Origin of the sequence: Serratia sp. H1w (assembly GCF_000633355.1) — a bacterium.
Classification (GTDB): Bacteria; Pseudomonadota; Gammaproteobacteria; order Enterobacterales; family Enterobacteriaceae; genus Chania.
The window spans coordinates 36,131-48,979 of record NZ_AYMQ01000105.1 but is presented as its reverse complement, the minus strand read 5'-3'; the positions used below and the strand labels follow the sequence as shown (position 1 = coordinate 48,979).

General features: G+C 57.5%; 11 protein-coding genes. 3 read left to right on the top strand and 8 right to left on the bottom strand.

The window, feature by feature from the left end:
- Window positions 1-369, bottom strand: a complete 369-nt coding sequence (locus U869_RS0122710) for a hypothetical protein (protein ID WP_025120715.1) — start codon at window positions 367-369, stop codon at window positions 1-3.
- A 181-nt stretch (window positions 370-550) separates the two neighbouring features.
- On the opposite strand from U869_RS0122710, the gene flk reads away from it, so the two are divergent.
- The gene (gene flk / locus U869_RS0122705) at window positions 551-1,573 is read left to right on the top strand and encodes a flagella biosynthesis regulator Flk (RefSeq protein WP_025120716.1); all 1,023 of its coding nucleotides are present in this window, start codon (window positions 551-553) and stop codon (window positions 1,571-1,573) included.
- On the opposite strand, the gene U869_RS0122700 is transcribed toward flk, so the two are convergent.
- Window positions 1,570-2,022, bottom strand: coding sequence for a rhodanese-like domain-containing protein (locus U869_RS0122700; protein WP_025120717.1), 453 nt, complete (start codon window positions 2,020-2,022; stop codon window positions 1,570-1,572). The two genes, flk and U869_RS0122700, sit on opposite strands and share 4 nt — an antisense overlap.
- A 92-nt stretch (window positions 2,023-2,114) precedes the next feature.
- Between U869_RS0122700 and U869_RS0122695 the strand changes: the two genes are divergently transcribed.
- Window positions 2,115-3,566 carry an aminotransferase class I/II-fold pyridoxal phosphate-dependent enzyme gene (locus tag U869_RS0122695; RefSeq protein WP_025120718.1) on the top strand — a complete coding sequence of 484 codons (1,452 nt, stop codon included), beginning with the start codon at window positions 2,115-2,117 and terminating at the stop codon, window positions 3,564-3,566.
- Here U869_RS0122695 and U869_RS0122690 read toward each other — a convergent pair.
- Window positions 3,535-4,650, bottom strand: a complete 1,116-nt coding sequence (locus U869_RS0122690; RefSeq protein WP_025120719.1) for an SLC13 family permease — start codon at window positions 4,648-4,650, stop codon at window positions 3,535-3,537. The two genes, U869_RS0122695 and U869_RS0122690, sit on opposite strands and share 32 nt — an antisense overlap.
- A 145-nt stretch (window positions 4,651-4,795) precedes the next feature.
- Between U869_RS0122690 and apbE the strand changes: the two genes are divergently transcribed.
- The gene (apbE, locus tag U869_RS0122685) at window positions 4,796-5,827 is read left to right on the top strand and encodes an FAD:protein FMN transferase ApbE (RefSeq protein ID WP_025120720.1); all 1,032 of its coding nucleotides are present in this window, start codon (window positions 4,796-4,798) and stop codon (window positions 5,825-5,827) included.
- A gap of 169 nt (window positions 5,828-5,996) precedes the next feature.
- Here apbE and U869_RS0122680 read toward each other — a convergent pair whose 3' ends face one another.
- From U869_RS0122680 to U869_RS0122660, 5 genes are all read right to left on the bottom strand, one after another.
- Window positions 5,997-9,140: an efflux RND transporter permease subunit gene (locus U869_RS0122680; RefSeq protein ID WP_025120721.1), complete on the bottom strand. Its 3,144-nt coding sequence runs from the start codon at window positions 9,138-9,140 to the stop codon at window positions 5,997-5,999.
- A complete protein-coding gene (locus U869_RS0122675) occupies window positions 9,137-10,579 on the bottom strand; it encodes an efflux RND transporter periplasmic adaptor subunit (protein ID WP_025120722.1) in 1,443 nt (480 codons plus the stop codon). Before U869_RS0122675 ends, U869_RS0122680 begins: the two co-directional genes overlap by 4 nt.
- Complete coding sequence (locus tag U869_RS0122670; RefSeq protein WP_025120723.1) at window positions 10,579-11,835, bottom strand: TolC family protein; 1,257 nt, start codon at window positions 11,833-11,835, stop codon at window positions 10,579-10,581. The genes U869_RS0122675 and U869_RS0122670 overlap by 1 nt, the downstream gene beginning before the upstream one ends.
- 10 nt (window positions 11,836-11,845) lie before the next feature.
- Window positions 11,846-12,166 carry a copper-binding protein gene (locus U869_RS0122665; protein ID WP_025120724.1) on the bottom strand — a complete coding sequence of 107 codons (321 nt, stop codon included), beginning with the start codon at window positions 12,164-12,166 and terminating at the stop codon, window positions 11,846-11,848.
- Window positions 12,167-12,237: 71 nt separating this feature from the next.
- Window positions 12,238-12,666, bottom strand: a complete 429-nt coding sequence (locus tag U869_RS0122660; RefSeq protein ID WP_025120725.1) for a hypothetical protein — start codon at window positions 12,664-12,666, stop codon at window positions 12,238-12,240.
- Window positions 12,667-12,849 lie beyond the last annotated feature (183 nt).

Genomic DNA, 12,849 nt, shown 5'->3' with positions numbered 1-12,849 from the left:
TCATTCTCGGAACACGCATAATCGTAGATGTACCCTGAGGGTGGTGGGAGAAATAACGCGTAAAGGCGGCAGCGGTAAGCGTGGGGCGACGATCGGTGCCAGCAGGATCAGCAACATCCCCAGGCCAAACAGCACGTTTTCGAACATCACCGGCGGAGAGGCCAGCAGCGATTTGGCACTCAGTTCACAGGGGGTAGAAGTCGTCGCTTCTTCATCGACTCCGGCCGAGGATTGGCTAATGCTGACAGCAGGTAAACCAAGAGCCAACTGCAAGGTATGCAGACCCGCCATGCGCTGGGTGAGGCACGTCAGCACCACCAGGCAAGCCAGGTATAGAAACCATTTTGCAATCCGCTGTCGATTAATCATCACACCCTCAATGCCGTATCTGCGCCTATCTTAGCGGCGCAAATAGGATAAGCAACGATTGGCCTGTAAAGAAATGTCTGGCGGGCGGTATTGATGGCACCAAATTACAGGTATCATAAGCGATTAAGCCTGCGCTTTTCGCCGGGTATGCCGACTTTATACACTGCGAAGGACTGGTGATATGCAACCGTTAAGTGGACCTGGCGCTCCTGGCGCAGCCGATCACCCTCCGACTGCAGGTAAACCACCTGCCGACGATCAACCGCTCTCCCCGGCCCAACGTACCCAGTTGGAAAAACTGATCGTCAAGATTATGGCCCTTAGCCCGGCCAAATCCGCCGAGATCTGGGTCACGCTGCGCCATGAATTAGGTGCGGATAACCACAGTGAACTGTTGGCGCGCCATTTCCAACCGGCTGAGCAGTTGCTGCAAAACCGCCTTGGCGTGGCCCAGCAGAGCCATGCCAGCCGCCAACTGTTGCAACAGCTCACCGAACTGCTGCCACAGGGTAATAACCGCCAGGCGGTCAGCGATTTTATCCGTCAGCAATTTGGTCATACGGTGTTGAGCCAGTTGAGCCATCAGCAGTTGCAGCAAGTCTTGAACCTGTTGCAAACCGGCTCACTGACCATCCCTCATCCGCAGCAAACGGCCACCAGTGACCGTCCGCTGCTGCCTGCGGAACACCAGCACTTGCAGTTGCAGGTGACCAAGCTCAGCGCGGCTACCGGCGAGACACCGGCCAAGCTCTGGCAGGCACTGTTCGATCTGGTCGGGGTAAAAATCAACGATCCGCTGCCCGCACGCCACTTCCAACTGCTCAGCCAGTTTATGCAGGTGAAATTGGCGCTCAGCCCGCAAACGGCCCCAACCCTGCAAAACCTGCTGGCGGTATTGAAACAGCCAGCGGATCAGCAGGAACAACAACAGCTCAACGACTACTGCCAGAACCGCTTTAACGGCAGCTTTACTACGCCGTTGACCCATGCGCAGTTGAACGACGTGATCCAGCAGTTGTTTACCCGCCGTCTGGACAAGGCTGGCCACGCTCCTTCGTTGCAAAGCGACGTTCAACAGCCGCAGCCATTGCTTAATCCGCTCATCGCCGCCCTGCCGCAGCCTTTACAATCGATATTCAGCAAGCCTTTGGCGCTGGTCGTCGGCGTTATCGTATTGGCATTGATACTGTGGGCGCTGTTCTAACAGCCGCACTCCGGCGTTTTAGCCTGCCCTTGCATCGTTCCCTGCTCAGCACCGATGGCCACCGGATGGCCATCGCGTAGCCAGAAATCCAGCCCACCGATCAGCTCTTTGACCCGAAAGCCGAGCTTAGCCAACTTGTAGGCTCCCTGCGTGGAACCGTTACAGCCAATCCCATCGCAATAGGTGACATAGACTTTGTCACGATCGAGGGTTGAGGTACTGCTTTCATCCATCAAACGATGGGGGAAACTCACTGCACCGGGAATATGCCCGGCGGCGTATACCGCACTTGCGCGGGTATCGATCACCACAATCTCGCTGACGCCGTTGCGTAAATCCTCTGCCACGTCCGCCGAGTCGGTGTAAAAGCTGAGCTTGGCCGCCAGATAATCCTGGCTCAGTGCCGACGCTGCCGGGGGAAAGGCCAATACCAATGAAGAAACGCTCATAGTTCAATTCCAGTGCATGAAGGATGATGACAATAGTGCCCGATTTTGGTCTTATCATTGATACCCATTTTATCTGGTTGGTAAGACCGATTATGTCTCAGGTACTGTTGACGCTGTTTCAACAAGCGGAGAACGTGACGGGCACGCTGCGTGAGCGAGTGTGCAATACGTTACGTAAGGCGATCCATGGAGGCACCTTAAGCGCGGGCCAACGGCTGCCTTCCTCACGGGTTCTGGCGGCCGATCTGAGCGTTTCGCGGGTTACCGCCGAGGCCGCCTACTCACAACTGGAAGCCGAGGGCTATCTGCAACGCCGAGTGGGCCAAGGCACCTATGTCGCCATTCAGATAAGCAAGCCTGCGGCAATACGCAAATCCAGCGGCCAGCTACGGCTCTCGCAGCGCGGTTTGGCGATTGTACAAACCGGGGGCTGCCGCGATCCACAGCAGCCACTGCCGTTTGCCGCCGGTTCGCCGGATCTGCGCGCCTTCCCGCTGAAGCTCTGGCAACAGCTCACCGCCCAACGGCTGCGGCTACAAGGGGAGAAACTGCTGCGTTATGGCGATCCCCAAGGCTACCTGCCACTGCGTGAAGCCATTGCCGGTTACGTTGGCCAGACCCGTGGCGTGAACTGCGATGCGGAGCAGGTGATCGTACTGACCAGCTCCCAGCAGGCATTACAGCTGATCGCGACCTTGCTGATCGATAATGGGGATGCGGTGTGGGTTGAGGAGCCGGGTTACAATGGGGCCAGGAACGCCTTTACCAGCGCGGGAGCTAAGCTGGTACCTGTGACGGTGGATGAGCACGGGCTGCGGCCAGACGACTCATTGCCGACCCCTCGCCTGGTCTATCTGACACCTTCGCATCAATATCCCACTGGCGTGGCGCTCAGCCTGGAACGACGGTTGGCTCTGTTGGAACAGGCGCGGCGGTCGCACAGCTGGATTATTGAAGATGACTACGACAGCGAGTTTCACTATGACGGCCAACCGATGCCCGCCGTGCAGGGTCTGGATCGCCACGGTACGGTGCTGTATGTCGGCACCTTCTCCAAAGCGTTATTCCCTTCGCTACGGTTGGCCTATCTGATCGTGCCCCCTGCTTTGATCGCGGCGTTTACCACCGCACGTTCGGTGTATGACGGCCATTGCGCTCAGTTGGCACAGGCCGTAACGGCAGAGTTTATGCTGCAAGGGCATTTTGCCGCCCACATCCGCTACATGCGCCAACTCTATCGCAGCCGCCGCAATTGGCTGCTGACGGAGTTAGCACAGCACCTGCAGCATTTGGTTACGCCATTGCACTCGGACGGCGGTCTACAGCTCGGCGTCTGGCTGCCAGTGGGGCAAGAGGCGGAGCTTACCCGACAGGCACAGCAGTTGGGCGTGGTGACTCCTGGGCTCTCTGCTCTATATCAGAACGCCAACGCCAGACGCGACGGCTGGTTATTGGGGTTCTCCGCCTTAACGCCACGGGAGATAACCCTGGCGGTGGAACGGTTGCGCCGAATTAACGCAGTAGCAGCCAGCCGACCAGCGTAGCCCAGGCCAGGAACGGTATCGAATAGTAATGGAACCGCAGCCAGATCTGGCGTTCCCCCGCCATCCGCAGGGCGATCAGGTTCGCCATCGAACCGATTGCCAGACCAAAGCCCCCAGCGTTCACCGCATAGGCCACCAGGGCGCTGGAAGGAACATAGTTCAGCAACAGGATCGTCGCGGGTACGTTACTGATAACCTGAGATAAAGCGATACCCAACACGTACACACTGCCGTCCGCCAGCGAGGCGATCTGGTTAAACAACGGCTGCATCGCGGGCAGTTGGGTCAGCAGGCCGATATCGATAAACATGGCGATAAACACCAAAATCAGGCACCAGTCGATCTGCAACAGCACCTTGCGGGCCAGCAGCAGAAAACCGGCTAATACCAGCAACATGCCGTACAGCGGCACATCAAGATCCAGGCAAATCAGAAAGACCACATACAGCGCCACACAGCCTAGCAACAGACGCATTTGATAAGGATAGGGCTGGGTGTTTGGAGCCTTAAGGATTTTACGCGCCGGGAAGCAGAACCAGGTAACCACCAGCAAGCTCAGCATCATCGCTACGCCAAACGGCGCCATGCGGCCAATAAACTCCATAAAGGTCAGCGAAGACTTGCTCCACAGCAAAATATTTTGTGGGTTGCCGATCGGCGTGAGCAATGACCCAGCGTTCACCGCCAGCGCCTGGAAGATGATCAGGCGGCTTACCGGCAGTGAAGAGAGTTTTTTCAGCGTGATGGTAAGCGGGATAACGATAAACAACGCTACGTCGTTGGTAAGAAACGACGACAGCAAAGCGGCGGAAAAGACCAAAAACAGCGCCAGCGATCGTTCGCTGTGCAAGGTGTTGACGATATGGCGACCAATAAAATCGAAATAGCCGCTGACTTCGACCCCCTTGGTCAGCAGCATTAACCCCAGCAGGGTCATAATGGTGCGCCAATCGATAAAGCCAGATAGCGCCGTTAGCGACTGCGGACCAATGGCATACAGTAGCATCCCCATCAGCAGCAACGCGTGCAGAAAACGATCGTGCAAAAATGGCCGCAACAAACTGGTCACCGCATTTGAACTCATGGTGTTACTCTTATTTTCCAAGCGAGGACTGGAAAGTGACGTTAGCCGAACCTCTTGAATTACGCCAGTAAAAAAGCACGTTGCCCTTTTCATTTGGCCGATTTTGTTTTATACCCGTCGTCTTTCCCTGCTTTTAGGATTTTCTATGGCCAATTCCATTGCCAAAGGGCTGCTGCTGAGCGCGGCAATTATGTTGCTAGCCGCCTGTAACGATGCCAACACCCGCCCCCAGATCGATATCGAAGGCAAAACCATGGGGACGTTCTATAGCGTGAAGGTGAGCGGTACTATCACCGAGAGCAAACAGCAATTACAGCAAGAGATCGATGCGCTGTTGGAGCAGGCCAACGACGACATTTCGACCTACCGCCCAGATTCGGTGTTATCTCGCTTCAACCAGAACCCAAGCGCCGATCCGCAACCTATTCCCCGTGGGATGGCCGATATCATCCTCACCGCCCAGCGCATTGGCCGTGATACCGGGGGCGCGATGGATATTACCGTTGGCCCGTTGGTTAACCTGTGGGGTTTCGGCCCGGATAAACGAGTCGTCAAAGTCCCTAGCCAGCAGCAGATCGAAGCGGCACGCAGCCAGATTGGCTTACAACATCTGAAGCTGCTCAGCGACAACCGGGGTGAATGGTTGCAAAAAGATCTGCCGGGCATGTATGTCGATCTCTCCACGCTGGGTGAAGGCTACGGTGTGGATCAGTTGGTGCAGTTGATGGCGCGTAAAGGCATCACCAACTATCTGGTTTCGGTGGGCGGGGCCGTTTCGTCACGCGGTGTGAATGGCCAAAACCAGCCTTGGCGGGTCGCTATCCAAAAGCCAACCGATCGGGAAAATGCGGTGCAGGCGCTGGTGGATTTGCAAGGCTATGGCATCAGCACCGCGGGGAGTTATCGTAACTACTTCGAGCAGGACGGCCAGCGCTATTCCCATGTCATCGATCCCGTTACCGGGCGGCCAATTACCCATAAGCTGGTTTCCGCCACGGTGATCGCCCCTACGGCGCTGGAAGCCGATGGATGGGATACCGGATTGATGGTGCTGGGTACGGAGAAAGCACTCAAGCTCGCAGAAGAGAAAGGGTTGGCGGTGTATCTGATCACCAAAACCGATGATGGCTTCAGCGCGGTAATGACGCCGCAGTTTAAGGCGTTTTTGGTCAAGTAGGACGTTTTTCCCCCTTACCTTTCCCACAGGGAAAGGTGACCGAACGTGCCACAATTTAACACCCGCATCTGACCTTAACACGGGCGCAGCATGCAGCGCCCCTACGCGGATACCAACGACGCTGTACTAGCTCCCTCTCCCTTTGGGAGAGGGTTGGGATGAGGGGGATTTACTCCGCCTGCACACCTGGCTTTTCATCTTTGCGGTGCAGCAGCGAGTACACAGCCGGGATCACTAACATCGAAAGCAATGGCGCACTGACCATACCGCCAATCATCGGTGCGGCAATCCTCTGCATCACCTCCGAACCGGCACCACCGCCCCACATGATCGGCAGTAAACCGGCCATAATGGTCGCGACCGTCATCACCTTAGGCCTGACACGCAATACCGCCCCTTCGCTTATCGCCGCCATCAGTTGTTGATGGCTCAACGGCTGGCCCGGTTGACGATATTTCGCCAGCGCCTGATTCAGATACAGTACCATAATCACGCCAAACTCGGCCGCCACCCCAGCAAGGGCAATAAAGCCCACCGCCCCCGCCACCGACAGGTTGTAATCGAGCAGATACAGCAGCCAGACCCCGCCTATCAGCGCAAATGGCAGCGTCGCCATAATCAACAACGCATCACTCACGCTGTTGAAGGTGACGAACAGCAGCACGAAGATGATTGCCAACGTCACCGGCAGCACAATCTTCAGCTGGGCGCTGGCGCGTTCCAGATACTCAAACTGCCCTGACCAACTGACCGAAACGCCGGCAGGCAACTTCACCTGCTGTGCCACTACCTGCTGCATCTCCTCCACTGCCGATTTCAAATCGCGCCCGCGCAGATCGACGTAGATCCAGTCGGAGAGACGTGCGTTCTCGCTTTTCAGCATTGGCGGCCCTTCACTGATACGAATATCTGCCAGTTCTGCCAGCGGTACCTGTCCACCCGCGGCGGTCAGCACCGGTAGTTCACGCAGCTTTTGCAGCGAATCACGGAGCTCCCTTGGATAGCGAACGTTGATCGGGTAACGCGCGCGTCCCTCAATGGTTTCGGCAACGTTTTCCCCACCTACCAGCGTCGCAACGATGGATTGCAGCTCTTTCACCGATACGCCATAACGTGCCGCACGCTGGCGATCGATATCGATATCCACATAGCGCCCACCGGCAAGACGTTCCGCCAGCGCAGAAGTCACCCCCGGAACTCGCTTCACCACCTGCTCGATCTGGCTCGCCGCCAGCTCGATATCGGCAATATTGCTACCGTTAACCTTGATGCCCACCGGGCTTTTAATGCCGGTCGCCAGCATATCCAGGCGGTTGCGGATCGGCGGCACCCAGACGTTGGCAATGCCTGGCACTTTGACCACACTGTCCAGTTCCGCCACCAGCTTGTCCATCGTCATGCCGGGCCGCCACTGGTCACGCGGTTTAAAGCGAATGGTGGTTTCCAGCATGGTCAACGGTGCCGGATCGGTGGCCGTTTCCGCTCGCCCGGCCTTGCCAAATACCGTGTCCACTTCCGGCACGGTTTTTATCAATCGATCGGTCAACTGTAGCAGCCGTGCCGCTTCACGGGCCGAAATCCCCGGCAGGGTCGAAGGCATATACAGCAGATCCCCTTCGTCCAACGGCGGCATGAACTCGCTGCCCAAACGGCTGAGTGGGAACAGAGTCAGCACCAACAACAGGGCAGAAATCCCCAGGGTCGTTTTTGGGCGTGCCAGCACTGCGGCCAACAGCGGCTGATACATACGGATCAACCAGCGATTGATCGGGTTGGCATGCTCATCCGGAATACGGCCACGGATAAAGTAGCCCATCAACACCGGCACCAGCGTGATGCCCAGCCCGGCGGAGACCGCCATGGCATAGGTTTTGGTAAACGCCAGCGGCGCAAACATCCGCCCTTCCTGCGCCTGTAGCGAAAACACCGGGATAAACGACAAGGTAATGATTAATAGGCTACAGAACAGCGCCGGCCCAACCTCAACCGCCGCCTGCTCCGAAATATGCCAGTAATCTTTCGAGGTCGGCTGCTGGCCGGGATGACGTTGTCGCCACTGCTCTAACACCTTGTGCATGTTTTCGATCATTACGATCGCGGCATCCACCATCGCACCGATGGCAATGGCAATGCCCCCCAGCGACATGATATTGGCGTTAACCCCCTGGTAGTGCATTACCACAAAGGCACCGAGGATCCCCAGCGGCAGGGTTACCATCGCCACCAGCGCCGAACGGAAGTGGGACAGGAACAAGGCGCACACCACCGCGACCACCAGGAACTCTTCCTGCAGCTTGAATGACAGCGTATCGATCGCGTGTTCGATCAACTGCGATCGGTCGTAAACCGGCACGATCTCCACGCCCGGCGGCAGGGTGTGCTGGAGCTGTTGCAGTTTGGCCTTCAGCGCATTGATGGTTTCCAAGGCATTCTTGCCGTAGCGCATCACCACAATGCCCCCGGCTACTTCGCCTTCACCGTTGAGTTCCGCCACACCACGGCGGATTTCCGGTCCTTCACGCAGTTCTGCCACCTGTGAAAGCAGGATAGGCACCCCGTCACGCGCGGTGATCACCACGTTATTAAAGTCGGCGAGCTTTTTCAGGTAGCCGGAGGTGCGCACCATATACTCGGCCTCCCCCATCTCCAGCAGCGCACCGCCGCCTTCCTGGTTGGCATCCTGAATGGCGCTCACCACCTGCTGGTGGGTAATATTCAACGCTCGCATACTTTGCGGGTTTAATATCACCTGATATTGCCGCACCATGCCGCCAACGCTGGCCACCTCCGCCACGTTGGGGACGGTTTTCAGCTCAAACTTCAGCGTCCAGTCCTGCAAGGCGCGCAGATCGGCCAGGCTGTGTTTGCCGGTGCGATCCACCAACGCGTACTCATACACCCAGCCAAGGCCTGTCGCGTCCGGCCCCAGCGCCACCTTCACCTGAGGCGGTAGCGAGGACTGCACCTGACTGAGTGATTCCAGCACCCGCGAGCGAGCCCAGTAAGGATCGGTACCGTCTTCAAACAGAATGTAGACGTAGGCATCGCCGAACATCGAGAAGCCCCGTACCGTGCTGGCCCCTGGTACCGTCAGCATGGTGGTGGTCAGCGGGTAAGTAACCTGATCTTCGATCACCTGCGGTGCTTTGCCCGGATAGGTCGCCCGGACGATCACCTGAACGTCGGAGAGATCGGGCAGCGCATCCAGCGGCGCCTTCTGCAACGCCCAGACGCCCCACCCGGCCAGCAAGACCGAAGCCAGTAATACCAACAGGCGATTGCGTATCGACCAGCGGATCACGGAGGCGATCATTGGTGGCCCCCTTGCGGCATGATCTGGCTGATGTGCGAGCCATTTTCATCCACGCTAAAGTGGAACATCACCTTGCTGCCGATACCAATCCCGGCAGGCAACCCACCCGCTGGCAGAGTAAAGTCCATGGTCATCGCTGGCCATTGCAACTCTGCGACCGGCTCATGCGACAGCGTGACGGTTGCGCCATCCACCGCCTCGACCACGCCCATCGTCTGGTATTGCTTGACTCCCTCCTGTGCGGCCATCTGTGGCAAGGCGCTGCGCATGCTGGCTTCGGAATCAATCAGGAACTGGCCTGAAGTCACTACCTGTTGCCCGGCTTGCAGACCCTGTTTAATTTCTACCCAGCCGTCCTGTGCCAGACCGGCGACCACCTCAACTGGGGCAAAATGGCCGTTGCCTTCTGCCACCAGCACCCGGTTGCGATCGCCGTTGCCGATCAAGGCTTCCTGCGGGATAGCCAGCACCGGCTTGGCCCCGGCGTTTTGCGCCAGTTGTACCTGTAAATACATGCCTGGTTTCAGACGTTGTCGGGGATTCTTCAGCACGATACGCGCTTTAAAAGTGCGGGTCAGCGGATCGACGTTAGGCAACAGTTCACTGACCTCGCCGGTAAAACGTTCTCCTGGCCAACTGGCGGAGCTAGCGGCCACGGCATCGCCTACCTGCAATAGCCCGGCCTGTGCTTGTGGATAGTCAATGACCATCCACACCGGGTCAAGGCTGGCCAATTCAAACAGGCCCTGGGTTGCGGTGACCTGCATCCCCTCCCGCGCATCCAGCTTGTTGATAAAGCCGCTCTCCGGTGCACTAACGCTAATGCGGGTCTGTGGTTGACCGCTGCGTTCAACCTGCCGAATGATGGCTTCCGGCATAAACTGCAACGCCAGACGCTGGCGGGCTGCCGAAGTCAGTGCGCTATCCCCCAACTTGCGGATCGCCAGATATTCCTGCTGCGCAGCGCTCCAGTCCGGGATCCACAGCTGAGCCAGTGCCTCGCCTTTTTTTACCTGCTGCTGGCTGGCCCGTACATAGAGCTTCTCCACCAGCCCATTGGCCCGTGCGGCAATCACCTGCACGCTACGTTCATCGGTAGCGACGCTGCCATAAGCCTCCAACTGCAAATTCAACTCACGCAGTTGTGCTGCCGTTGTACGAACGCCCAGATTCTGCTGCTGGCGGGCGCTGATGGTGACTCCGCCATCTTCCTGCTGCTCATCGGCATAGCGTGGCACCAGTTCCATATCCATAAACGGGGATTTCCCCGGCTTATCAAAGCGCTGGCCGGGTACCATCGGATCGTACCAATACAGCACCTGCCGTTCAGCGCCGCCGCTGGCAGGCTGTGTTGCGGCCCTCTCCCCGGCAAACCAATAACCGCCCATGGCTCCGCCCAATAAGGCGGCTAACAACGTCAGGCTAAAACGCATTTTCATTACAGAGCCTCCTGCACGGTGAGATAACGGATGGCAGCCCACAGCTGCGCCAGTTCACGCGCAGCCTTACCGGCACTAAGACGGCTATCGAGCAAGGCCCGACGTGCTTCCAATACTGAGGAGAGATCGCTTTTGCCACTGCGGTATTGCGCTAGCTGCAAGGCCACACGTTGCTGCTGCAACGGGATCGCTTGTTGCTCCTGACGCTGCCATTGCGCCTGCGCGGCCTGATATTGCGCCAGCAGGGTATCCAACTGAGCCTGGTGATCGCGGATCAATAACGTCAGTTGATCGTTGGCTTCCATAGAGCGGGAAACGTCGGCGGCATAGTCTTTGTCCTGTCGCTGGGAGCGGAACAGGGGCAAATCGACGGTAAACATCACGCCCGCCATATCCTCATAGCCATCGGCCCGTTTGCCATACGACACTTCTATACCCACGTCTGGAATGGCTGCCACCTCTGACTGCGCCGATCGCGCCTTGGCCACATCGGCTTCACGGCTTGCCTGCACCACTTCCGGGTGCTGTTTGATCGCTTGCCGCAGCAGATCGCTCTCGGCAGGCAGGCGTTCGAAACGCGGCAACGGGCCACCGATCCCTTCGACCTGCTGCCCGGTCAACTGAGTCAAACGTGCCTGAGCGATGGTGACGTCCCGCTGCGCCTCGCTGAGCCGATCCTGCATCGCCAGCAGCGTTAAACGAGCATCGATGACGTTAGCGGCGGGCGAACTACCGCTGGCAACTCCAGCATGTTGGGCAGCGATTTGCCGCTCACTTTCTTTCAGTAACGCCGTGGCGTCTTTCAGCGTCTGCTGGCTAAGCGCCAGTTCCAACCAGGCCTGTGCCGTCTGCTGCTGCAAACGGGCGCGGATAGTTGCACTGCTGGCTTCGGTTTTATTGGCTTCGGCACGCAGAGTGTCCGCCTTGCGTTGGCGTTTGGTGCTGCTGACATAATCCTGCATGATGCCAACCCGCTCCATGGTCATCCCCTCACGGGTCAGACGACGGGCGTTACCGCCCTGTACCGGCACGTTTTCAATACCGAATTTCAGCTTGGGATCGGGTAATTCCATCGCCGAATCCGCCATGTTTTGCAATGCGTTGACCTGGTGTTGATTGGCCGAGAGTTCGGCTGAATAGCGCTCTGCCGCTAGCAACGACTGTTCCAACGTCAGGTCCGCCGCCTGCGCACTCGCCGTCCAACAGGCGAGCAGCAGCCAGCTCACCCGCAATGGGTGAGAAAGTAATCTGGACATGGTGCCCCCGTTAGTCTTGGCTGGCGCGGATGGCGGTCAGTTGATAACCACCGTCAACCTGACGGAAGCTGAACTCCACCGCCGTTCCGACAACCAAGGCAGGCAGTGGCGGCTGGGGCTGCAGGAAATTCATGGTCATTGGCGGCCAGTTCAAAGCCGGAATAGCGGGATGAGCGAGCGAAACTTTCTGTTCACCCCAGGCCTTAACGATTCCCTTGGAGTGATAGACGGCTGCGTCTTGGCTGGCATGTTGGTGATGCTGCATCTCCTCGGCGGAGACGAAAGAAGAGAACAACAGGGAAATGAAAATAGCAGTAATCAGGTTACGCATAACGATAGCTCCATAAATTAGACAAACAACAATTCAAGTCGCCGTGCTAGACGGCAAAGCGATGGGTTTGGCTATTCACGGAAGCGGCAGAAGACGATCTCTGCCGGTGGGCCTGCTATCGGAGGGGTTTGCCAATCGAGGCGTGAGAACTGTGCCTGGGGCTGAGGAGCGGCAACCAACAACTCACTGCTGGCAGGTAATACCGCCGCCAAGGCCAGGTTGCCGTGATCTTGCTGTGCCGAATCTGGCACGCAGTGTTTTTCACACAGGGGCCCTTCGGCCTGCATCATCTTATCGGCTTGCGGATCGGCGGCCTGCATATGCATCGTATGCTGCGTGGCAGGCGCGGCGCTGGTAAGTTGCAGATTGCAGTTATGGCTGGCGATCGCCAATTGGCTGTTGAGCAGTAACCAGCAGAAGGCCAATAGCCATACGCCGGCCCGCTTCTTGGCGAAGCGCAGACGATGCATAGATATTGAGATGGACGCCAAAGCCGACATGCAAAAAATCCACAGTGAGAAACTGCGTCGAGTATATCGGCAGAAAATCGCCACAGGAATAGAATTTACATCCGCTGACAAAGCGGACCAAGAACGATCCTGCAAACAGAAAATACTTTGATTTCAGTCAACTACTCACGCGAGAATTAACGAATTTGGGGCAATCGTTTTGATGGCAACGCA